Genomic DNA, 23,194 nt, shown 5'->3' with positions numbered 1-23,194 from the left:
CCGGTGCCCCCACGGCACCGGTCCCCGCACCCCCCTCGGGGCGACGGGCGCGTCAGCCCTTGACCGCTCCCGCCGCGAGGCCGGAGCCCAGCCTGCGGTGCACGATCACGAAGAAGATCATCACCGGCACGGTGACGAGCGTGGAGCTGGCCATGACCGGGCCCCACGACGTGGTGTTCTCACCGAAGAACTGGTAGATCCCCACCGCGGCCGTGTACTTGTCGCTGCCCTTCATGAAGGTGTACGCGAAGACGAACTCGTTCCACGCCGTGATGAACGCGAAGATCGACGTGGCGACGAGGCCCGGCGCGACCAGCGGAAGCAGCACCGACCAGAACATGCGCGGCCAGGAAGCGCCGTCGATGTACGCGGCCTCCTCGACCTCCTTGGGCACCGCCGCGACGAACCCGCGCAGGGTCCAGATCGCGAACGGCAGCGACAGGGCGATGTAGACGATCGAGAGGCCGAGCAGCGAGTTGAGCATCTCGTAGTCCCGCATCTGGATGAACAGCGGGATGACCAGGGCCTCGAGCGGCACCATCTGCACGATAAGCACCATGATCAGCACGGAGGTGCGGAACTTGAACCGGAAGCGGGCCACCGCGATCGCCGCGAACAGCGAGAGCGCCGCGGCCGCCACGATCGTGACGAGGCCGACGATCGCCGAGTTCAGCAGGTACTGGTCGAAGTTGCCCCGGTCGAAGACGAACTCGAAGTGCTCCATGCTGATGCCGCTCGGCAGCACGTCGGAGCCGCGCGTGAGCGCCTTCGGGTCGAGCGCCGTGGAGACCATCCAGTAGACGGGGAAGAGCGTGAAGAGGAGCAGCGCCGCCACCGCGAGCGGCAGCCCGATGCGCGAGGCGAGCGTGGTGCGTCGGGTTGTCACAGGTCCTCCTCCCCCTGCCGGAACAGCGTGCGGATGTAGATGATCGTGATGACGAGGAGCAGCACCGTGAGCAGGACGGCGGCCGCCGCGCCCGTGCCGTAGTCGTTCTTGGCGAACGCCTCGATGTACGAGTAGACGCCGAGGTTGTAGACGTCCGGGTTGGAGCCGCTGCCTCCTGGCATCAGGAAGACCTGCGTGAAGACCTTGAAGTCCCAGATGGTGGAGAGGATCGTCACCACGAGGAAGACCGGCTTGATGGTCGGCACGGTGATCTTCCAGAACCGCTGCCAGGCGTTGGCCCCGTCGATCTCGCCCGCCTCGTACAGCTCCTTCGGGATGGTGAGGAGCCCGGCGAGCACGGTGATCGCGACGAACGGGAAGCCGTGGTGGACGACGTTGACCGTGGCGATGGCGTAGAACGGCAGCCGCTCGGTGAACCAGTTGGTGGTCTCGGCGTCGATCAGGCCCATCGAGTCGGCGACCTGGCTGACCATGCCGTCCTCCGGCGAGAACAGCCAGATCCAGACGTACGTCCCGGTCACCGCGGGCATCGCCCAGGCGGCCAGGATCGACACGGAGCAGATCAGCTTCCACGTCGGGCCGAGGCGGTTGAGCAGCAGCGCCACGGCCGTGCCGAGCGCGACGGTCAGACCGACGCAGGCGAACGCGAAGAACACCGTGTTCGGCAGGACCGTCTTCCACAGCAGGTCGCCGGTCAGCAGGTCCTTGTAGTGGTCGAATCCGATGTACGTGCCTTCGCCGCCGCCGAACTTGACCTTGTAGTCCTGCAGCGACAGCTTGCCGACCTGGATCAGCGGCCACAGGAGCAGGCCCGCGAGCACGACGAGCGAGGGCGCGAGCAGCAGCCAGGGCCGGGTGAGGGTGATCAGCTTCTTGCGGCGGCGTGCGGCCTCGGCGCCGCCGTCCGCGGGGCGGGGGCCGCGGGCCGAAGGGATGGTCGCCTTCGGCCCGCCGCTGACGAGCGTTTCTTTCACGACGGTACGCGTCCCTGGCTACTTGTCCTTGGCGAAGATCTTGTCCATGTCACTCGCCGCCTTGTCCGCGGCCTCCTTGACGGACGCCTTGCCGTTCAGGATCGACTGCACCATGCCGGTGACGACCTGCGAGGCCTGGATCTCGCCGTACGCCTTGGTCTTGGGCACGGTCGCGCCGGCCTCGATCATCTGCTTGGCGAACGGCTCGACCAGCGGGTCCTTCTGCTGCTCGATCTTCTTCAGCTCGGAGTTCTGGCCGGGGAAGTAGTTGGTCTGCTTGGCCCACTTCGCGGCGAACTCACCGGTGGTCATGAGCTTCACCAGCTCCCAGGCGAGTTCCTTCTTGTCGGTGTCGAACGCCGACAGGTAGGAGCCGCCGAGGAAGGACTTGCTCATGCCGCCCTTCTCGCCCGGGATCGGCACGGCGCCGAGCTTGCCCTTGAGCTTCGGGTTCGCGTCGGTGATGGCCTTCGGCGTCCAGTTGCCGCCGACCGCCATGGAGATCTCGCCCTTGTTCCAGGCGTCGCCGACCTCCTTCTCCGTCCAGGTGTTGACCTTGGCCGGGGAGACCTTGTCCTTGCGCGCGAGGTCCGTGTAGAACTGGATGCCCTTCACGGCCTCCGGCGAGTTGATGCCGGACTTCCACTTGTCGCCGCTCTGGGTGGCGAGTTCACCGCCGGCGCCCCAGATGAACGGCGTCGCGAACATCTCAGCGCCGCCCGCCACCGGGAACGCGATCATGTTCGGTTCCTTCGCCTTCAGCGTCTTCGCCGTCTCCTGGAGCTCCTTCCAGGTCGTCGGCGGCTTCAGGTTGTGCTTCTGGAAGATGTCCTTGCGGTAGACGATCGACCGCACGCCCGCGTACCACGGCATGCCGTACTGCTTGCCGTCGAGCGTGCCCGCGTCCTTCAGGCCCTCGACGAGGTCGTCGGCGAGGCCGGACTTCTTCACGTCGTCGGTCACGTCGACGAGCGCGTCGGTCTCCGCGAACTGCGGCACCCACGTCGTGCCGACCTCGGCGACGTCCGGGACCTGGTCCGGGCCGCCCTCGATGGCCGTCGTGAACTTCTTCTGGGCGGTGGCCCACTGCTGGTACTCGACCTTGATCTTGGCGCCGGTCTTCTTCTCGAAGGCCGCGCCGACCTCCTTGAAGAAGGGCCGGGGGTCCGGGTTGGTGCCCTCCATGATCCATACGGTGAGGGTCTTGCCCTTGCCGTCGAGCTTGTCGCCCTTGCTGCCGTCGTCGCCGTCATCACCGCACGCCGTGGCGGTCAGACCGAGCGTCAGCGCGATACAACCCGCCGCGATGACCCGTCGCTTCATGCCGGCCCCCTTCAGGTTCCTATGGTGGGAGCGATTCTGGTCACACAGGGTGTGGGCGGTCTAGACCCTTTCGGAGACGCGGCCGAACCGTAATCACCGTTGCGTGGGGCGCTACCGCTGGGGTTCGGGGGGTCCCGACGGCGCCGACTCGCGATGGAATTGGGTGACGTGGGTCACCCGATTGTCCGATGCGGCAGGGGGACGCGGCAGGTGTACGCGGCCGGGGCCGGGAAAGACCACGGCGCCCCCAGGTAGTCCGGTCGGGGACTAGGGGGCGCCGCGTCAGTTCCGTACGCCGTTGTACGGGACGTTTCAGGTGGAACCAGGATAGACCAGGGGTCAGACGGTCAGGGCACGGTCCGTGGGACGGATGGGGGCCGGGAGATCGCTGGCGCCCGTGAGGAAGCGGTCGACGCCGCGCGCCGCGGAGCGGCCCTCGGCGATGGCCCACACGATGAGGGACTGGCCGCGGCCCGCGTCACCGGCGACGAAGACCCCGGGGACATTGGTCTGGAACTCGGCGTCCCGCGCGACGTTCCCGCGCTCGTCCAGGTCGAGCCCGAACTGGTCGACCAGGCCGTTCTCCCGGTCCGTGCCGGTGAAGCCCATCGCGAGGGTGACCAGCTGCGCGGGGATGCGCCGCTCCGTACCCGGCTTCTGGACGAGCTTGCCGTCCTCGAAGGCGACCTCGACGAGGTGCAGCCACTGCACGTTGCCTTCCTCGTCGCCCTCGAAGTGGGTCGTGGAGACGGAGTAGACCCGCTCGCCGCCCTCCTCGTGGGCGGAGGTGACCTTGTACAGCATGGGGAACGTCGGCCACGGCTGGCCCGCGGACCGCTCCTCGCCGGGGCGCGGCATGATCTCCAGCTGGGTCACGGACGCCGCGCCCTGGCGGTGGGCGGTGCCCACGCAGTCCGCGCCGGTGTCGCCGCCGCCGATCACGACGACGTGCTTGCCCTCGGCCGAGACGGGCGTGGTGACATAGTCGCCCTCCTGGACCTTGTTGGCGAGCGGCAGGTACTCCATGGCCTGGTAGACGCCCCCCAGCTCACGGCCGGGGACCGGCAGGTCGCGGGCCGTCGTGGCGCCCGCCGCGATGACCACGGCGTCGTAGCGCTTGCGCAGCTTCGCCGCGTCGATGTCGCGGCCGATCTCCACGCCGGTGCGGAACTTGGTGCCCTCCGCGCGCATCTGCTCGATGCGCCGGTTGATGTGCCGCTTCTCCATCTTGAACTCGGGGATGCCGTAGCGAAGGAGGCCGCCGATGCGGTCGGCGCGCTCGTACACCGCGACCGTGTGACCGGCCCGGGTCAGCTGCTGGGCGGCGGCGAGACCGGCCGGGCCCGAGCCGATGACCGCGACCGTCTTGCCGGACAGGCGCTCGGGGGCCTGCGGTGCGACGTCGCCGGTCTCCCACGCCTTGTCGATGATCGAGACCTCGACGTTCTTGATGGTCACGGCGGGCTGGTTGATGCCGAGGACGCAGGCCGCCTCGCAGGGAGCGGGGCACAGGCGTCCGGTGAACTCGGGGAAGTTGTTCGTGGCGTGCAGCCGCTCCGAGGCCGCCGACCAGTCCTCGCGGTACGCGTAGTCGTTCCATTCGGGGATGAGGTTCCCGAGCGGGCAGCCGTTGTGACAGAACGGGATGCCGCAGTCCATGCAGCGCGAGGCCTGCTGGGAGATGATCGGGAGCAGCGAGCCCGGAACGTAGACCTCGTTCCAGTCCTGCACGCGCTCGCCGACCGGGCGGGTCCGCGCGACCTCGCGGCCATGGTTCAGAAAGCCCTTCGGGTCAGCCATGGGTCGCCGCCTCCATCATCTTCTCGGTGATCTCGGACTCGGAGAGTCCGGCTCGCTCGGCGGCGTCCTTGGCGGCGAGCACTGCCTTGTACGTGCTGGGGATGATCTTGCTGAAGCGGGTCACGGACGTGTCCCAGTCGTCGAGCAGCTTCGCGGCGACGGTGGAGCCCGTCTCCTCCTGGTGGCGGCGCACGACGTCGTGCAGCCACTGCTTGTCGGTGTCGTCGAGCGGCTCGACGGCCGCCAGGTTCCCGGAGTTGACGTTGTCGCGGTCCAGGTCGATGACGTACGCGATGCCGCCGGACATGCCCGCCGCGAAGTTGCGGCCGGTCTCGCCGAGCACGACGGCGTGGCCGCCGGTCATGTACTCGCAGCCGTGGTCGCCCACGCCCTCGGAGACCACCAGGGCGCCGGAGTTGCGCACGCAGAAGCGCTCGCCGGTGCGGCCGCGCAGGAACAGCTCGCCGCCGGTCGCGCCGTACGCGATGGTGTTGCCCGCGATCGTGGAGTACTCGGCGAGGTGGTCGGCGCCGCGGTCCGGGCGGACGATCACGCGGCCGCCGGACAGGCCCTTGCCCACGTAGTCGTTGGCGTCGCCCTCCAGGCGCAGCGTCACGCCGCGCGGCACGAAGGCGCCGAAGGACTGGCCCGCCGAGCCGGTGAAGGTGATGTCGACGGTGTCGTCGGGCAGGCCCGCGCCGCCGAACTTCTTCGTCACCTCGTGGCCCAGCATGGTGCCGACCGTGCGGTTGATGTTGCGGATCGCGACCTGGGCGCGGACCGGCTGGGCGTCCTCCTGGGAGTTCGCGGCCAGGGCGTCGGCGGCGAGCCTGATCAGCTCGTTGTCGAGCGCCTTCTCCAGGCCGTGGTCCTGGGCGACGAGCTGGTGGCGCACGGCGCCCTCGGGCAGGTCGGGGACGTGGAACAGCGGCTCCAGGTCGAGGCCCTGGGCCTTCCAGTGGTTCACGGCCCGCTCGGTGTCGAGGAGTTCGGCGTGGCCGACGGCCTCCTCGATGGAGCGGAAGCCGAGCTCGGCGAGGAGCTCGCGGACCTCCTCGGCGATGAACTCGAAGAAGTTCACGACGTACTCGGCCTTGCCGCTGAAGCGGTCCCGCAGGACCGGGTTCTGCGTGGCGATGCCGACCGGGCAGGTGTCCAGGTGGCAGACGCGCATCATGACGCAGCCGGAGACGACGAGCGGAGCGGTCGCGAAGCCGAACTCCTCGGCGCCGAGCAGCGCGGCGATGACGACGTCGCGGCCGGTCTTCAGCTGGCCGTCGGTCTGCACGACGATCCGGTCCCGCAGGCCGTTGAGCAGCAGCGTCTGCTGGGTCTCGGCGAGGCCGAGCTCCCAGGGGCCGCCCGCGTGCTTCAGCGAGGTCAGCGGGGACGCGCCGGTGCCGCCGTCGTGGCCGGAGATCAGGACGACGTCCGCGTGGGCCTTGGAGACGCCCGCGGCGACCGTGCCGACGCCGACCTCGGAGACCAGCTTCACGTGGATGCGGGCCCGCGGGTTGGCGTTCTTGAGGTCGTGGATCAGCTGGGCCAGGTCCTCGATGGAGTAGATGTCGTGGTGCGGCGGCGGGGAGATGAGCCCCACGCCCGGCGTGGAGTGCCGGGTCTTCGCCACCCACGGGTACACCTTGTGGCCGGGCAGCTGGCCGCCCTCGCCGGGCTTGGCGCCCTGGGCCATCTTGATCTGGATGTCGTCGGCGTTGACCAGGTATTCGCTCGTCACGCCGAAGCGGCCGGACGCGACCTGCTTGATGCTGGAGCGGCGCGCCGGGTCGTAGAGGCGGTCCGGGTCCTCGCCGCCCTCACCGGTGTTGGACTTGGCGCCCAGCTGGTTCATGGCGATGGCGAGGGTCTCGTGCGCCTCCTTGGAGATGGAGCCGTACGACATGGCGCCGGTGGAGAAGCGCTTGACGATCTCGGAGACGGGCTCGACCTCGTCGAGGGGGATCGCCTCCCGGCCGGACTTGAAGCCGAACAGGCCGCGCAGCGTCATCAGGCGCTCGGACTGCTCGTTCACGCGGCCCGTGTACTGCTTGAAGATGTCGTAGCGGCGGCTGCGCGTGGAGTGCTGGAGCCGGAAGACCGTCTCGGGGTCGAAGAGGTGCGGCTCGCCCTCGCGGCGCCACTGGTACTCGCCCCCTATGTCCAGGGCGCGGTGCGCGGACGGCACGCCGGAGGCCGGGTACGCCTTGGCGTGGCGGGCGGCGACCTCCTCGGCGACGACACCGATGCCGACGCCGCCGATCTTGGACGCGGTGCCGTTGAAGTACTTCTCGACGAAGGACTCCTCCAGGCCGACGGCCTCGAAGACCTGGGCGCCGCGGTAGGAGGCGACCGTGGAGATGCCCATCTTGGACATGACCTTCAGGACGCCCTTGCCGAGGGCGTAAATGAGGTTGCGGATGGCCTGCTCGGCCTCGATGCCGGGCAGGAACGTGCCGGCCCGGACCAGGTCCTCGACGGACTCCATCGCCAGATAGGGGTTGACGGCGGCGGCGCCGAAGCCGATGAGCAGCGCGACGTGGTGGACCTCGCGCACGTCGCCCGCCTCGACGAGCAGGCCGACCTGGGTGCGCTGCTTCGTCCGGATGAGGTGGTGGTGGACGGCCGCCGTGAGCAGGAGCGAGGGGATCGGGGCGTGCTCGGCGTCCGAGTGCCGGTCGGAGAGCACGACCAGGCGGGCGCCGGCCTCGATGGCGGCGTCGGCCTCCGCGCAGATCTCGTCGATGCGGGCGGCGAGGGCGTCGCCGCCGCCGTGCACCCGGTACAGGCCGGACAGGGTCGCGGCTTTCATGCCGGGCATGTCGCCGTCGGCGTTGATGTGGATGAGCTTGGCCAGCTCGTCGTTGTCGATGACCGGGAACGGCAGCGTGACCGAGCGGCAGGACGCGGCGGTGGGCTCGAGGAGGTTGCCCTGCGGGCCGAGCGAGGAGTGCAGGGAGGTGACGAGCTCCTCGCGGATGGCGTCCAGGGGCGGGTTGGTGACCTGGGCGAACAGCTGCGTGAAGTAGTCGAAGATCAGCCGCGGCCGCTGGGAGAGCGCGGCGATCGGCGTGTCCGTGCCCATCGAGCCGATGGGCTCCGCGCCGGCCTTGGCCATCGGGGCGAGCAGCACGCGCAGCTCTTCCTCGGTGTAGCCGAAGGTCTGCTGGCGGCGGGTGACGGAGGCGTGCGTGTGCACGATGTGCTCGCGCTCGGGCAGGTCGGAGAGCTCGATCTCGCCGGCCTCGAGCCACTCCTGGTACGGCTGCTCGGCGGCGAGGGCGGCCTTGATCTCGTCGTCCTCGACGATGCGGTGCTCGGCGGTGTCGACGAGGAACATCCGGCCCGGCTGGAGGCGGCCCTTGCGTACGACCTTGGCGGGGTCGATGTCGAGGACGCCGACCTCGGAGCCGAGGACGACGAGGCCGTCGTCGGTGACCCAGTAGCGCCCGGGGCGCAGGCCGTTGCGGTCGAGCACGGCGCCGACCTGGGTGCCGTCGGTGAAGGTGACGCAGGCCGGGCCGTCCCAGGGCTCCATCATCGTGGAGTGGTACTGGTAGAAGGCGCGCCGGGCCTGGTCCATGGAGGCGTGGTTCTCCCAGGCCTCCGGGATCATCATGAGCACGCTGTGCGGCAGGGAGCGCCCGCCGAGGTGGAGGAGTTCGAGGACCTCGTCGAAGGAGGCGGAGTCGGAGGCGTCCGGCGTACAGACCGGGAAGATCCGCTCCAGCTTCTCGCCGGCCCCGAACAGCTCGGAGGCCAGCTGCGACTCGCGGGCGCGCATCCAGTTGCGGTTGCCCTTGACCGTGTTGATCTCGCCGTTGTGGGCGACGAAGCGGTACGGGTGGGCGAGCGGCCAGCTCGGGAAGGTGTTCGTGGAGAAGCGCGAGTGGACGAGCGCGATCGCCGTGGCGAAGCGGCGGTCGGACAGGTCGGGGAAGAAGGGCTCCAGCTGGCCGGTGGTCAGCATGCCCTTGTAGACGATCGTGCGGGCCGACAGGGACGGGAAGTACGTGGCGGCCTCGCGCTCGGCGCGCTTGCGCAGGACGAACGCCTTGCGGTCGAGGGCGAGCCCGGTGCTCGTGCCGTCCGTCACGAACATCTGCCGGAAGACCGGCATCGTCGAGCGGGCGGTGGCGCCGAGCAGCGTCGGGGCGACGGGCACCTCGCGCCAGCCGAGGACGGTCAGGCCCTCCTCGGCGGCGATCGTCTCGATGTGTGAGACGGTCTCGTCCGTTCCGGTGGTGGGCAGGAAGGCGATGCCGACGGCGTACGCGCCCGCCGCGGGCAGCTCGAATCCGGCGGCCTCGCGCAGGAACGCGTCCGGCACCTGGAGCAGGATGCCGGCGCCGTCCCCGGAGTCGGGCTCGGATCCGGTGGCGCCTCGGTGTTCCAGGTTGCGCAGTACGGTCAGCGCCTGCTCGACGAGCTCATGGCTCGCCTCACCGGTGAGGGTGGCCACGAACCCGACACCGCAGGCATCGTGTTCGTTCCGGGGGTCGTACATCCCCTGGGGGGCGGGGCGACCGTCCATGGGCGACCAGGCGTCGGAACGCATCGGCACTCCCGTCGTCGTGGTGGGGCTACCTCCCGGGCGAATGGGGCTCCGGGGGCGCGAGCGGCGATAGGGACGACGTTGGCCCTGGCGAAATTTCGTGCAGGTTACATGATGGGTCGCTTCTCGAAAAGCGGATACTTCGTTCCAACATGTGGACGCGCTCTGGGGTGGGGAGCGCTCTGGGGAGGGGGCCGGAACGGACAGATCCATGGCCGTGGGCCCGAAGCGACACAGGCCTCATTGCCCGCAGCGCTTACGGCTCATGCCCGCCGGCCATGGAATCGAAACCGTCCGGTAATGGCTACTTATGCAGGATCCTGCATACACCTGCGGCCGCTCATCCTACGGCCGCCCCGAACAGACTGCCCAGGGCGTACGTCACACCCGCCGCGGCCCCGCCGAGGACCAGCTGCCGCAGCCCGCTGAACCACCACGACCGCGCGGTCACCTTGGCGACGACGGCCCCGCACGCGAAAAGCCCGACGAGCGCGAGCAGCACGGCCGGCCACAGGGCGCTCGCCCCCAGCAGATACGGCAGCACGGGCAGCAGGGCGCCGAGCGCGAACGACCCGAAGGACGACACGGCGGCGACGGTCGGCGACGGCAGGTCGCCCGGGTCGATGCCGAGCTCCTCGCGGGCGTGGATCTCCAGGGCCTGCTCGGGGTCGGCCGACAGCTGCCGCGCGACCTCGCGGGCCAGGTCCGGGTCGACGCCGCGCGACACGTACAGGGCCGCGAGCTCCCGCTCCTCGTCCTTGGGGTGCTTACGCAACTCGCGCCGCTCCACGTCCAGTTCCGCCTGCACCAGCTCGCGCTGCGAGGCGACGGACGTGTACTCGCCCGCGGCCATCGAGAAGGCGCCCGCCGCGAGCCCGGCGAGACCGGTGATGACGATGGCCTGCTGCGACACGGCGCCGCCCGCGACACCGGTCATCAGGGCGAGGTTGGACACGAGCCCGTCCATCGCGCCGAAGACGGCCGGGCGCAGCCAGCCACCGTTGACATCACGGTGGGTGTGGTTGTCGCGGTGCGCCTCGTGCAGCGGTGCTTCGGTGTCGATGATGGCCATGACTGGCTGACGCCCCCTCATCCGGTGACTTCCGGTGACTCTCGATCTCCTTGGACACCTCGAAAGTACGCGCGAAAAATCGCTCTCGCCAGCAAGGAAGGCCGTACTTACCTGCGAAAACACACCCCCGGCGGGGCCCGCGGACCGACCCTGCCGACCATGCCGAAGGGGTGACGCTGAGCACACGCATGCTCATGTGAGTGGCGCCGCGTGGCAGGGATGCACCAAGCACTGCCACCCGGCAGTCAGCCCGGCGGCCCGGTCCGGCAGCCGGCAGTCAGCGTCACAGGGAGGTACGGCATGGCGTCCGTCGCATGCGTTCCCTCCGTCCCGGCGCCCGACGGCGCCGACGGCCTGCGCGAGCGGGCCCGCGGGGCGATGCTCGGCCTCGCCGTCGGCGACGCGCTCGGCGCGCCCGCGGAGAACCTGAAACCCTCGGAGATCCGCCGCCGTTGGGGCCACATCACCGGGTACGTCGCCGAGCACCCGTCGGGCACGGACGACACCGAGTACGCCATCTTCTCCGGCCTGCTCCTCGCCCGGCACGGCTCCGCGCTCACGGTCGCCCACGTCGAGGCGGCCTGGCACCGGTGGATCGTGGACCTCGACGAAGGCCCGTTCCGCGGCGCGGGCTTCAGCGAGCGCGGCACCCTGGAGAACCTGCGCCGGGGCCTCGCGGCCCCCATCTCGGCCCAGCACCGGCACGCCTGGAGCGACGGCCTCGCGATGCGCGCGGCACCCTTCGGCGTCTTCGCGGCCGGAAACCCCGCGGAGGCGGCGCGCCTGGTCGCCGTCGACGGCTCGGTCAGCCACGACGGCGAGGGCATCTACGGCGGCCAGGCGGTCGCGGCGGGCGTCGCGGCCGCCATGACCGGGGCCCCGGTGGCGTCCGTGGTCGCGGCGGCCCTGTCCGTCATCCCGTACGACTCCTGGACCTCCCGCTCCCTGCGCCGCGCCGCGGCCGTCGCCCACCAGGGCGAACGCGCGGTCCGCTCCGCGGTGGTCATCGGCGGCTACCCCTGGACCGACCTGGCCCCCGAGGCGGTCGGCCTGGCCTTCGGCGCGTACGCGGCCGCCGACGGCGACTTCGCGACGGCGGTCCTCACGGCGGTCAACATGGGCCGCGACGCCGACACGACGGCGGCCGTCGCCGGAGCCCTGTCGGGCGCGACCTGCGGCGCCGCGGCCATCCCCCACGAGTGGTCCAAGGCCATCGGCCCGGCAACCGGCACCTGCCTCCCCACGATGCACGGCCACCACGTCCTGGACATCGCCGACCTACTGACCCCGGACGAGGAGCCACTGTGAGCGATTGCGAATACGCCGTCCCGGCTGTGGGCAGTCGTTCCGCAGGGCGAATGGGGCCTCCCCTGTTCGAGCGAAGCCGAGAACTTGGGGAAGGGTGGGCACAGCACCATCCGACGGCCACCGTCACAGGCAACGACCACTCAGCCCGCCTACCGGTGGAGGGCCTCCTCCTGGGCCTGGCCGCCGGCGACGCCGCCGGCTGGCCCGCGGCCCGCCACAGAGCAACCCGCATGCCGGGCTGGACCCGCCGCCTCACCCGCGAACTCGAGGCGTTCGCCGAGCACAACGCGACCACCACCCTCCCCGTCCCCATCGCCCTGAACCAGCCCCCCGAACCCCTCCGCCTCGGCCCCTCCGACGACGCCGAATGGGCGGCCTACACCGCCGAGTCCGTACTCAAGGCACTCAAGTCACCGAAGGCAGGGGACCGTACCCCCGCCCGCACCCGGGACCACCGCACCCGCACCGCCCTCGCCCACGCCTGGAACACCCTCGCGGGCGAGGTCGCCGCGGCGGCGGCCCGCGCCCCGGAGGTCGAGTCCGCCGTACTCCCCCTGCGCGCCCGCATCTCCGTCCGCGCCGGCCTCGGCAATCTCGCCGCGGGCCTCACCCCGCCCGCCACCGGCCACGACAACCCGCACTACTTCGACGACGCGGCCTGCGTACGCGCCTGCGTCCTCGCCCTCGTCCACCCGGGAGACCCCGAACGGGCCGCCGCGCTCGCGGAGTTCGACGCCCGGTACACCCAGGACGGCGACGGCGTGCACGGCGCCCGCGCGATGGCCGCGGCGATCGCGGCCGCGCTCGGCGGCGGAACCCCCGAGGACGCGGTGGCGGCCGCGCTCACGCAGCTGCCCGCGCACACGGAGATCGGCCGCAACGCCCGCCACGCGATCGCCCTGGCCGACGAGTGCGGCACCCAGGACAGCGGCGCCACGTTCGCCCTGGTCCCGCTCCTGGAGCACCAGATCGTCGACCACGTCTACAGCTACGGCATCGCCGCGGCCGAGACCGTCCCGGTCGCCCTCGCCCTGGCCACCGCGGCCCGGGGCCGCGTCCACGAGGCGGTGCCCGCCGCGGCCTGCCTGTCCCGCGTCGCGGACTCGGCGCCCGCGCTCGCCGGGGCCCTGACCGGCGTGCTCGGCACGTCCGCGGCGATCCCGGACACCTGGCGCGCGACCTGCCGGGCGCTCTCCGGCTGCGCCCTGCCCCGCCTCGCGGGTACGGACCTGGTGGAGCTCGCCGCACGCCTGGCCGGGCACCCGGCCGACACCGAACGCACCCCTCCGGAAGGAGCACTCCCCCATGAACACCACCCCCTTGACGGACCGGATCACCGGCAGCCTGGTGGGCGCGGCGGTGGGTGACGCGCTCGGCGGCCCCGTCGAGGGACAGTCGCCCGAGCAGATCGTGGCGCGCCACGGCGGCCGCGTACGGGGCATCGTCGGCCCCTGGCACGGCGACGACTGGCGCACGGCCCGCCCCATCGCGCCGTACCACAAGGGCGACGGGCACGTCACCGACGACACGTTGCTGACGCACGCCCTGGTCCGCGTGTACGCCACGGTCCGCGACCACCTCGACGCGTACGCGGTGGCCGACCACCTGGTCCCCGACCTGATCACGAGCCCCCGCTGGATCCCCGAGCTCGAAGCCGAGGCGCTGCCCCTGCAACGTCTGTTCCTCGCCGAGAAGTGGCTCGTCGCCCGCCTGCACTACGGCCATGTGGACCCGCGCGAGGCGGGCACCGGCAACATCGTCAACTGCGGTGCCGCGATGTACATGGCCCCCGTCGGCCTGGTCAACGCGGCGAACCCGGCGGCCGCCTACGCCGAGGCGCTGGACGTCGCGGGCGCGCACCAGTCGTCGTACGGAAGGGAGGCGGCCGGGGTCTTCGCGGCGGCGGTGGCGGCGGCCTGCGCACCCGGGGCCACGCCCGCCTCCGTCCTGGACGCCTGCCTGTCCCTGGCGAAGGACGGCACCCGCGCGGCGATCGAGGCGACGGCCGAAGCGGCAGGCGCCCACGACGACTTCGAACCGGCCCTCGCTCCCCTGCGCACGGCGATCGCCCCCTTCGACACGGTCGGCCCCGACTACCGCAGCCCCTCGCTGGGCGCCCGCCGCCCCTCGCGCCTGCACGCCATCGAGGAACTGCCCATCGCCCTGGCCATGGTGCTCATCGGCGACGGCGACTACCGCCGCACGGTGCTCGGGTCGGTCAACTACGGCCGCGACTGCGACTCGATCGCGACGATGAGCGGCGCGATCACGGGCGCCCTGAGCGGCGCCGCCGCCGTGCCCGCCGACTGGTCGACGACGGTGTCCCGGGCCAGCCGCCTCGACCTGCACGCCCCGGCGACGGCCCTCGCGAAGGTCGCCGAAGAGATCCACGCCAAGGACCGCTCCCGCCGCCGCACCCACGAGCAGGCCTTCGCAACGCTGACGGACACCCCCTCATGATGCGCCTGACCTGGCTGCAGCCCGAGGACCTCCTCCCCCACGAACTCCGCCAGGCGGAGGAGGAGGGCAGAGACGTCACCCCCATCCGCCAGGCATGGGAATCAGCGGGCGGCTCCCCCACGCCACCGTCGTCGGGCGCCTCCCCGCACCAGGCCACACCGCAGCTACGCGCCCTGGCGGAACGCCTCTTGGCGGAACTGGAGGACGAGGATATCCAGCCCGTCCGGCGCTTGAGGACGAGCGCGAAGCGCGATGAACGGGGGTCCAGGGGGCGGAGCCCCATGGTTTCGGGAAGGGGCGGGATTGGGGAGCCCCCGACAGGGTCCACCCACCGCACCCGCCTCCACACCGCCTGGCTGGGCCGAGCCGCAGGCTGCGTCCTCGGCAAACCCGTCGAGAAACTCCCCCTCACAGCCATCCGCACCCTGGCCAGGTCCACCGGAAACTGGCCCCTGCACACCTGGTTCACCGCCCGCGGCGTCCCACCCCACCTCACCCGCGCCCACCCCTGGAACAGACGCTCCGCCCCCACCTCCCTCGCCGAGAACATCGACGGCACACCGGAGGACGACGACCTCAACTACCCCCTGTTGAACCTCCTGCTGCTCCAGCGCCACGGCCCCGCCTTCACCACCACGGACGTGGCAACCCTCTGGCTGGAGGAGCTCCCCGCGGCCCGCACCTTCACCGCGGAACGCGTCGCCTACCGCAACCTCCTGAACGGCATCGCCCCACCCCGCACGGCCCGCCACCGCAACCCGTTCCGCGAGTGGATCGGCGCCCTGATCCGCGCGGACGTCCACGGCTGGACCAACCCCGGCGCCCCGGCGGCGGCAGCCGAACAGGCCGCGCGGGACGCCCGCCTCACCCACACGGACAACGGCGTGTACGGCGCGATGTTCGCGGCGGCGACGATCGCGGAGGCGGCGTCCGGCACGGGCGACGTCCACCACTGCCTGGCGACGGGCCTGACGGTGATCCCGCCCGACTCGCGCCTGCACAGAGCCGTCAGCCACGGCATCCGACTTGCCCTGACCACACGGGACTTCGACGACGTGGTGGACCGGCTGCACGCCGCGTACGGCACGTACCACTGGGTCCACGTCGTGCCGAACGCGGCCCTGCTCGCCGCCGCCCTCACGCACGCCGACGGCGACTTCACCGCGTCCATCACGCGCGCCGTGTCCGGCGGCTGGGACACGGACTCCAACGGCGCCACCGCCGGGTCGGTCGCGGGCCTCCTGGCCGGGCACCCGGACGCGCTGCCGGAGCGCTGGACGGCACCGCTGAAGAACCGGCTCGCCACGTCCGTCGGCTCCTTCGACGGCATCGGCTTCGACGAACTCGCCCGCATCACCGCCGACTTGACGCACCATCACCCGACAGAGGAGAGACCTGACCGATGACCCCGCACATCGTCGTCCTGGGCAGCACCAACATGGACCTCGTCGCGTACGTGGCCACCGCGCCGCAGCGCGGCGAGACCGTCACCGGCCGCGAGTTCCGCACCTTCCCCGGCGGCAAGGGCGCCAACCAGGCCGTCGCCGCGGCCCGCGCGGGCGCCACGGTCTCGATGATCGGCGCGGTCGGCACCGACGCCTTCGGCACACAGCTGCGCGGCGCGCTCGACCACTCGGGCGTGGACACCGACCTGCTGCGCACCGTGGAGGGCGCCACCGGCACCGCCCACATCGTCGTCGACGACGACGGCGGCAACGCGATCGTCGTCGTCCCCGGCGCCAACGCCGCGCTCAGCGCCCTCTCGCACGGCGACGAGGCCCTGATCGCCTCCGCCGACCTGCTCCTCCTCCAGCTGGAGGTCCCGCTGGAGGGCGTGCTCGCCGCCGCCGAGTACGCCCGCGGCCACGGCGTGCGCACCGTCCTCACCCCGGCCCCCGCGCAGCCCCTGCCCCCCGAACTCCTCGCCGCCACCGACCTGCTGATCCCCAACGAGCACGAGGCCGCCGCGCTCACCGGCATCGAGGACCCGGCCGCGGCGGCCCGTGCGCTGCTCTCCCAGGTGCCGGAGGTCGTCGTCACGCTCGGCTCGGCGGGCAGCCTGTACGCGGCGCGGGGCGCCGAGCCCGTGACGGTGCCCGCGCCGCGGGTCACCGCGGTGGACACGACGGGCGCGGGCGACACGTTCGTCGGCGCGCTCGCGGTGGCGCTCGGCGAGGGCAGGCCCACGCGGGACGCGCTCGCGTGGGCGTCGTCCGCCGCCGCGCTCTCCGTACAGCGGCCCGGCGCGGCGACCTCCATGCCGTACCGCACGGAGATCGACAAGGAAGCGGCGGCCCCACGATGACCAGGACCCCGCCCTCACCCTCTCCCCCGCCCCCGCTGGACGGCCTGCGCGTCCTCGACCTCGCGACCCTCTTCGCCGGGCCCCTCGCCGCCACCCTGCTCGGCGACTTCGGCGCGGACGTGATCAAGGTCGAGCACCCCACGCGCCCCGACCCGTCCCGCGGCCACGGCCCGGCCAAGGACGGCGTCGGCCTGTGGTGGAAGCTGCTCGGCCGCAACAAGCGCACGATGACGCTGAACCTCTCCACCCCCGGCGGCCGCGCCACGCTGCTGCGCCTCGCCGCCGGCACGGACGTGATCGTCGAGAACTTCCGCCCCGGCACCCTGGAGAAGTGGGACCTCGGCTGGGACGAGCTGAGCGCGGCCAACCCGCGCCTGGTGCTCGCCCGCGTCACGGGCTTCGGCCAGTTCGGCCCGTACGCGCGCCGCCCCGGATTCGGCACGCTCGCCGAGGCCATGAGCGGCTTCGCCGCGGTGACCGGCGAGCCGGACGGGCCGCCCACGCTGCCGCCGTTCGGCCTCGCGGACTCGATCGCGGGCCTGGCGACGGCGTACGCGGTGATGACGGCCCTCGCGGCCCGGGACCGCACGGGCCGCGGCCAGGTCGTCGACATGGCGATCATCGAGCCGATCCTCACGGTCCTCGGCCCCCAGCCGCTCTGGTACGACCAGCTGGGCCACGTACAGCCGCGCACCGGCAACCGCTCCACGAACAACGCGCCCCGCAACACCTACCGCACCGCCGACGGCACCTGGGTCGCCGTCTCCACGTCCGCGCAGTCGATCGCGGAGCGGGTCGTGCGCCTGGTCGGCCGCCCGGAGCTGGCCGCCGAGCCGTGGTTCGCGACCGGAGTCGAGCGCGCGGCGCACGCGGACGTCCTCGACGAGGCGGTCGGCTCCTGGATCGCCCGGCACACCCGCGCCGAGGTCATGACGGCCTTCGAGAAGGCGGAGGCGGCGGTGGCGCCCGTGCAGGACGTACGTGACGTCATGCGGGACCCGCAGTACGCCGCGCTCGACACCCTCACCACCGTCCCCGACCCGGAGCTCGGCCCGATCCGTATGCAGAACGTCCTGTTCCGGCTCAGCGAGACGCCGGGCGCGATCCGCTGGGCGGGCCGCCCGCACGGCGCCGACACCGACGCGATCCTGGCCGGGATCGGCCTGACCGAGCGGGAGATCACCGCCCTGCGCACGGCGGGCGCCCTATGAGACCGACCCCGCTGACCTGGCTGTACGTCCCCGGGGACCGCCCCGACGTGGTGGCGAAGGCGCTGCTCGCGGGCGCGGACGTGGTGATCGTCGACCTGGAGGACGCGGTCGCGCCCGACCGCAAGGACTACGCCCGCGCGGCCACCGTGGAGCTGCTCTCCGCGCGGCAGGCGGTCCCGGTCCACGTCCGCGTGAACGCCCTCGGCACACCGCCGTCCGACGCCGACCTGACGGCGATCGCCCCGCTGCCCGGCCTCACCGGCCTCCGGCTGCCCAAGGTGACCGCCGCCGCGGACGTCGTCCGAGCCGCCGAACGGGCGGCCCCCGCGGAGGGCGGCGCGCCCGCCCTGTACGCGCTCATCGAGACGGCCCTCGGCGTCGAGCAGGCGTACGCGATCGCCACCGCGCACCCCGCCCTGCGGGGCCTGTCGCTCGGCGAGGCGGACCTCCGCGCCGACATCGGCGTACGGGACGACGCGGGCCTCGACTGGGCGCGCTCCCGGGTGGTGCTCGCGGCACGCGCCGCCACCCTGCCCTCGCCGCCGCAGTCGGTCTACCCCGACACCCGTGACCTGGCGGGCCTCGCGGAGTCCTGCGCGCACGGCCGGGCCCTCGGCTTCGTGGGCCGCGCGGCCATCCATCCGCGCCAGCTCCCCGTCATCGAGCGCGCGTACCTCCCGTCCCGGGAGGAGATCGAGCGGGCGGAGACGATCGTCAAGGCGGCGGAAGCGGAACGGGGAGCGCAAGCGCTCCCCGACGGCCGCTTCGTGGACCGGGCGGTGGTGGCGGAGGCCCGCAGAACCTTGGACAGGTCGGGTGGCTGATGGAATCCCGCCGCGATGGCGAACAACCCGAACGAGCCTCTCCGGCGGTGCCGAACGCCCCTCAGCCCTTCTGAGCGGACTCCGCCTCGCCCTCGGACTCGGACGCGGGCTTCTCGTCGCCGGACGACTCGGCCTCCGAGGGGGTGCCCTCGGCCTTGTCACCACTGCTGGAGGCGCCCTCGCCAGCCACCGCTCCGGGCTCGACGATCTCCTCGCGACCGGGCCGCGTACGGGCCGAGATCACCAGGTAGACGACGGCGAGGAGGAAGACGACCAGCGCGGTCCAGTTGTTCAGGCGCAGGCCGAGGAACTCGTGCGCGTCGTCCACGCGCATGTACTCGATCCAGAAGCGGCCCACGCAGTACGAGGCGACGTACAGCGCGAAGGCCCGCCCGTGCCCGAGCTTGAAGCGGCGGTCGGCCCAGATGACCAGGAGCGCGACGCCGACGCACCACAGCGACTCGTACAGGAACGTCGGGTGGTACGTGCCCGGGACCCGCCCGTCCGCGGAGCTGGTGATCTTCAGCGCCCACGGCAGGTCCGTCTCCTTGCCGTACAGCTCCTGGTTGAACCAGTTGCCCCAGCGGCCGATGGCCTGGGCGAGGGCGATGCCGGGGGCGAGGGCGTCGGCCCACGCGGGCAGCGGGATGCCGCGCCTGCGGCAGCCGATCCACGCGCCGACCGCGCCGAACGCGATCGCGCCCCAGATGCCGAGCCCGCCCTCCCAGATCTTGAAGGCGTCCACCCAGTCACGGCCGTCGCTGAAGTACAGCTGGTAGTCCGTGATCACGTGGTAGAGGCGGCCGCCGACGAGTCCGAACGGCACCGCCCACACGGAGATGTCCGCCACGGTGCCGGGGCGGCCGCCGCGGGCGATCCACCGCTTGTTGCCGAGCCACACGGCAACGAACACGCCGATGATGATGCAGAACGCGTAGCCGCGCAGCGGAATGGGGCCGAGGTCGACCACTCCGCGCGACGGGCTGGGGATGTAGGCAAGTTCCATGGCAGGGTCGACGCTACCGCGCCGGGCCGCGGTGACGGCAACCGCCCCGGCAACGGGTCCATAACGCCGCCCGGGGGCCGGGCGGCGCGGCGCTCGTCGGCGGGACGGCCGTCAGCAGGGGGGCTAGCGGGCGGCCTGCTCCACCTTCTGCTTCAGCTTCTGCGGGGTGAGCGGGTTCTTCTGGTCCTCGAAGATGTTCTTGCCGTCGAGCAGGACCGTGGGCGTGCCCCGCAGGCCCGCGTCCTCGAAGGCCTTGTCGGACTTCACGACCCAGCTGTTGTGCGTGCCGTCGGTCACGCACTTCTTGAACGCGGCCGTGTCCAGTCCTTCGACCTTGCCCGCGAGCTCGATCAGCTTGTCGTTGTCGGCGAAGGCGTCGTCCGTCTCCGCGGGCTGGTTCTGGAACAGCAGGTCGTGGTACGCGGGGAACTTCCCCGCGTCCTGGGCGCAGGCCGCGGCGTTGGCGGCGCGCAGGGAGCCCTTGCCGCCCATGTTGTCGTCGATGAGCGTCGCGAGGTGGTAGTCGGCCTTCAGCAGGCCCTTGTCGGCGAGCTCGTTGACCGTCGCGCGGTAGCCGTCCTCGAACTGCTTGCAGGCCGGGCAGCGGAAGTCCTCCCAGACGGTGAGCGTGGACTTGGCGTCGGCCTTGCCGAGCGGGATCGCCGGTCCTTCGTCGTCGACCGCGCCCTTCGGGGCGACGACCGGGCCCGACGCGTCCTTCTTCTTGTCGTCGTCCCCGGCGTTCGCCGCGAGCAGGCCGCCGACCGTGGCCAGGGCGAGCACGCCGACGACGGCGGCGCTCACCAGGATCGTGCGGCGCCGCTTGTCGCGTGACTTCTGCCGCTCTCGCTCTACCGCCAGCCGCTCGCGGGCCGTGCGCTTACCCTCACGGTTCTTGTCGCTCATACCGGACCAAACGAACCGGGGAGGCGCGAGCGCGCCTCCCCGGTCCAGGTCCACTCATTCGGGCTACGCGGGCCCCCGTGCGCCCCGTACGCCCTGCGCGAGCTCACCCGCGAGCGCCCGCACCGCGGCGAGGCCCGCCGCCTCGTCGTCGGCGTCGAGCATGCGCTGGACGAACGCCGAGCCCACGATGACGCCGTCGGCGAAGCCCGCGACCTCGGCGGCCTGGGTGGCGTTGGAGACGCCGAGGCCGACGCAGACCGGCAGGTCCGTGCTCGCGCGGGTGCGCCGGACCAGGTCCTCGGCCTGCGCGCCCACCGACGCGCGGGTGCCGGTGACGCCCATCAGGGACGCGGCGTACACGAAGCCGGAGCCCGCCGCCGTGATCGTCGCGAGCCGCTCGTCCTTGCTGCTGGGCGCGACGACGAAGACGGTGGCCAGGTCGTGCTTGGCCGCGTGCTCGCGCCACAGCGCCGACTCCTGCACGGGCAGGTCGGGCAGGATGCAGCCGGCGCCGCCCGCCTCGGCGAGCTCGGCGGTGAAGCGCTCGACGCCGTAGCGGTCGATGGGGTTCCAGTACGTCATGACGAGCACCGGCTTGCCCGTGGCCGCGTGGGCCTCGCGCACCGTGCGCAGGACGTCCGCGATCTTCACGCCGCCGCGCAGCGCGATGTCGTCCGCGGTCTGGATGACGGGCCCGTCGAGCACCGGGTCGCTGTGCGGCAGGCCGACCTCGACCACGTCGGCGCCGCCGTCGAAGACCGCCTTGATCGCCTCGATGCCGCCGTCCACGGTGGGGAAGCCCGCCGGGAGGTACGCGATGAGGGCGGAGCGGCCCTCGGCCCTGGCGGCGGCGAGGGTGTCGCTCAACAGCCGGATGTTCCCGCTCACTTGGAGTCCCCCTCGTCGCCCTTGCTGCCCTTGTCGCCCTTGTCGTCGCCGTCGTCGCCGTCGTCGCCGTCGTACAGACCGAAGTAACGGGCGGCGGTGTCCATGTCCTTGTCGCCGCGCCCGGACAGGTTGACGACGAGCAGGCCGTCCTTGCCGAGCTCCTTGCCGACCTCGATGGCCCCGGCGAGCGCGTGGGCGCTCTCGATCGCCGGAATGATGCCTTCCGTACGGGAGAGCAGGCGCAGGGCCTGCATGGCCGCGTCGTCCGTGACGGCCCGGTACTCGCCGCGGCCGCTGTCCTTGAGGAAGGCGTGCTCGGGGCCGATGCCGGGGTAGTCGAGCCCGGCCGAGATGGAGTACGGCTCGGTGATCTGGCCCTCGTCGTCCTGGAGGACGTACGACCGCGACCCGTGCAGGATGCCCGGCTCGCCCGCGGTGAGCGTCGCCGCGTGCTCGCCGGTGTCGACGCCGTGGCCCGCGGGCTCGCACCCGACGAGCCGCACGCCCGCGTCCGGGATGAAGGCGTGGAAGAGCCCGATGGCGTTGGACCCGCCGCCGACGCAGGCGACGGCCGCGTCGGGCAGGCGTCCGGCGCGCTCCAGGATCTGGCGGCGCGCCTCGACCCCGATGACGCGGTGGAAGTCGCGCACCATCGCCGGGAAGGGGTGCGGCCCGGCCACGGTCCCGAACAGGTAGTGGGTGTGGTCGACGTTGGCGACCCAGTCCCTGAACGCCTCGTTGATGGCGTCCTTCAGCGTCCTCGAGCCGGACTTCACCGCGATGACCTCGGCGCCGAGCATCCGCATCCGGGCCACGTTCAGGGCCTGGCGCTGGGTGTCGATCTCGCCCATGTAGATGGTGCAGTCGAGGCCGAAGAGCGCGCAGGCGGTGGCCGTGGCGACGCCGTGCTGTCCCGCTCCCGTCTCGGCGATGACGCGGGTCTTGCCCATGCGCTTGGTGAGCAGCGCCTGGCCGAGCACGTTGTTGATCTTGTGGGAACCGGTGTGGTTCAGGTCCTCGCGCTTGAGGAACACGCGGGCGCCGCCGGCGTGCTCGGCGAACCGGGGCACCTCGGTGAGGGCGCTCGGGCGGCCCGTGTAGTTCACGAGCAGATCGTCGAGCTCGCGCGCGAACTCGGGGTCGGCCTTGGCCTTGTCGAACTCGACGGCCACCTCGTCGACTGCCGCGACCAGGGCTTCGGGGATGAACTTGCCTCCGTACGCGCCGAAGTAGCCTTCGGCGCTGGGGGTCTGACCCTCCGGGTCGGGGATGAAGAACTCGCTGGGCATAGGGGTACCTCATGTCGTCCTGAGCGAATGTGGGTCACCGTATGCGTGGTACGCCTCTTCGGCCTCCGCCCCGCCGCTTCGCGGCGGATTTCCCCACCCGCCCGCCCGTGACCCGGCACGCCGGGGTGCCGCCCCGGGCTTGGCCCGGTGGACACCAGGACGCCGGCCCGGGCTCAGCCCGGTGGGTAGGGCCCACCCACCCGGGGGTCCAGGGGGCGAAGCCCCCGGGTTTGGGGAAGGGGCGGGCGTGGGGAATTCCCAACCCCCCCGACGGCGAGCAACCCCCCCGACTGTCACGTATACACAACAGAAGCTGCCCACGAGAAAGGTCGTGTAGATCTCGGTCGACGCCGAATCAGATAGAAAGGA

17 protein-coding genes are annotated in these 23,194 nt (G+C 71.9%); 7 read left to right on the top strand and 10 right to left on the bottom strand.

What is annotated here, in order from left to right; genetic code table 11:
* Positions 1 to 52: 52 nt before the first annotated feature.
* The 6 genes from ACFWZ5_RS35390 to ACFWZ5_RS35365 form a co-directional block, all read right to left on the bottom strand.
* Entirely contained in the window at positions 53 to 886 is an 834-nt protein-coding gene (locus ACFWZ5_RS35390) for a carbohydrate ABC transporter permease (protein WP_384798333.1), read from the bottom strand.
* Entirely contained in the window at positions 883 to 1,881 is a 999-nt protein-coding gene (locus tag ACFWZ5_RS35385) for a carbohydrate ABC transporter permease (RefSeq protein WP_384798330.1), read from the bottom strand. Before ACFWZ5_RS35385 ends, ACFWZ5_RS35390 begins: the two co-directional genes overlap by 4 nt.
* A gap of 18 nt (positions 1,882 to 1,899) precedes the next feature.
* Positions 1,900 to 3,204, bottom strand: a complete 1,305-nt coding sequence (locus tag ACFWZ5_RS35380; RefSeq protein WP_384798327.1) for a sugar ABC transporter substrate-binding protein — start codon at positions 3,202 to 3,204, stop codon at positions 1,900 to 1,902.
* 339 nt (positions 3,205 to 3,543) lie between these two features.
* Positions 3,544 to 5,004: a glutamate synthase subunit beta gene (locus tag ACFWZ5_RS35375; protein ID WP_384798324.1), complete on the bottom strand. Its 1,461-nt coding sequence runs from the start codon at positions 5,002 to 5,004 to the stop codon at positions 3,544 to 3,546.
* A complete protein-coding gene (gltB, locus tag ACFWZ5_RS35370; protein WP_384798336.1) occupies positions 4,997 to 9,508 on the bottom strand; it encodes a glutamate synthase large subunit in 4,512 nt (1,503 codons plus the stop codon). The genes ACFWZ5_RS35375 and gltB overlap by 8 nt, the downstream gene beginning before the upstream one ends.
* A 388-nt stretch (positions 9,509 to 9,896) precedes the next feature.
* Complete coding sequence (locus ACFWZ5_RS35365) at positions 9,897 to 10,628, bottom strand: VIT1/CCC1 transporter family protein (protein WP_384798321.1); 732 nt, start codon at positions 10,626 to 10,628, stop codon at positions 9,897 to 9,899.
* A 300-nt stretch (positions 10,629 to 10,928) separates the two neighbouring features.
* Here ACFWZ5_RS35365 and ACFWZ5_RS35360 point away from each other — a divergent pair, with 300 nt between their 5' ends.
* Genes ACFWZ5_RS35360 through ACFWZ5_RS35330 form a run of 7 tightly spaced genes read left to right on the top strand, consistent with a single transcriptional unit; the run spans position 10,929 to position 18,736 of the window.
* Positions 10,929 to 11,936 (top strand): ADP-ribosylglycohydrolase family protein, encoded by a 1,008-nt coding sequence (locus ACFWZ5_RS35360; protein ID WP_384798318.1) that lies wholly within the window; start codon positions 10,929 to 10,931, stop codon positions 11,934 to 11,936.
* A 50-nt stretch (positions 11,937 to 11,986) separates the two neighbouring features.
* Positions 11,987 to 13,303 carry an ADP-ribosylglycohydrolase family protein gene (locus ACFWZ5_RS35355; RefSeq protein ID WP_384798315.1) on the top strand — a complete coding sequence of 439 codons (1,317 nt, stop codon included), beginning with the start codon at positions 11,987 to 11,989 and terminating at the stop codon, positions 13,301 to 13,303.
* On the top strand, positions 13,242 to 14,396 hold the full coding sequence (locus ACFWZ5_RS35350; RefSeq protein WP_384798312.1) for an ADP-ribosylglycohydrolase family protein: 1,155 nt from the start codon (positions 13,242 to 13,244) through the stop codon (positions 14,394 to 14,396). Before ACFWZ5_RS35355 ends, ACFWZ5_RS35350 begins: the two co-directional genes overlap by 62 nt.
* Positions 14,393 to 15,802: an ADP-ribosylglycohydrolase family protein gene (locus tag ACFWZ5_RS35345; protein ID WP_384798310.1), complete on the top strand. Its 1,410-nt coding sequence runs from the start codon at positions 14,393 to 14,395 to the stop codon at positions 15,800 to 15,802. Before ACFWZ5_RS35350 ends, ACFWZ5_RS35345 begins: the two co-directional genes overlap by 4 nt.
* Positions 15,799 to 16,701, top strand: coding sequence for a ribokinase (gene rbsK, locus ACFWZ5_RS35340; RefSeq protein WP_384798307.1), 903 nt, complete (start codon positions 15,799 to 15,801; stop codon positions 16,699 to 16,701). The genes ACFWZ5_RS35345 and rbsK overlap by 4 nt, the downstream gene beginning before the upstream one ends.
* The gene (locus ACFWZ5_RS35335) at positions 16,698 to 17,912 is read left to right on the top strand and encodes a CaiB/BaiF CoA transferase family protein (protein WP_384798304.1); all 1,215 of its coding nucleotides are present in this window, start codon (positions 16,698 to 16,700) and stop codon (positions 17,910 to 17,912) included. The genes rbsK and ACFWZ5_RS35335 overlap by 4 nt, the downstream gene beginning before the upstream one ends.
* Entirely contained in the window at positions 17,909 to 18,736 is an 828-nt protein-coding gene (locus ACFWZ5_RS35330) for an HpcH/HpaI aldolase/citrate lyase family protein (protein WP_384798301.1), read from the top strand. The genes ACFWZ5_RS35335 and ACFWZ5_RS35330 overlap by 4 nt, the downstream gene beginning before the upstream one ends.
* Positions 18,737 to 18,797: 61 nt before the next feature.
* Here the strand turns inward: ACFWZ5_RS35330 and lgt are convergent, their stop codons facing one another.
* The 4 genes from lgt to trpB all read right to left on the bottom strand — a co-directional run bounded on the left by lgt (position 18,798) and on the right by trpB (position 22,825).
* On the bottom strand, positions 18,798 to 19,742 hold the full coding sequence (lgt, locus tag ACFWZ5_RS35325; protein WP_384798299.1) for a prolipoprotein diacylglyceryl transferase: 945 nt from the start codon (positions 19,740 to 19,742) through the stop codon (positions 18,798 to 18,800).
* Between the two features lie 123 nt (positions 19,743 to 19,865).
* Complete coding sequence (locus ACFWZ5_RS35320; RefSeq protein WP_384798296.1) at positions 19,866 to 20,648, bottom strand: thioredoxin domain-containing protein; 783 nt, start codon at positions 20,646 to 20,648, stop codon at positions 19,866 to 19,868.
* A gap of 63 nt (positions 20,649 to 20,711) precedes the next feature.
* Positions 20,712 to 21,536, bottom strand: coding sequence for a tryptophan synthase subunit alpha (gene trpA, locus ACFWZ5_RS35315; protein WP_384798293.1), 825 nt, complete (start codon positions 21,534 to 21,536; stop codon positions 20,712 to 20,714).
* Positions 21,533 to 22,825, bottom strand: a complete 1,293-nt coding sequence (trpB, locus tag ACFWZ5_RS35310; protein WP_384798290.1) for a tryptophan synthase subunit beta — start codon at positions 22,823 to 22,825, stop codon at positions 21,533 to 21,535. The genes trpA and trpB overlap by 4 nt, the downstream gene beginning before the upstream one ends.
* Between the last annotated feature and the right edge of the window lie 369 nt (positions 22,826 to 23,194).

This window comes from Streptomyces sp. NPDC059003, from assembly GCF_042740445.1.
In the GTDB taxonomy this organism is placed as follows: Bacteria; Actinomycetota; Actinomycetes; order Streptomycetales; family Streptomycetaceae; genus Streptomyces.
This window is presented reverse-complemented; position numbering and strand designations above follow the sequence as displayed.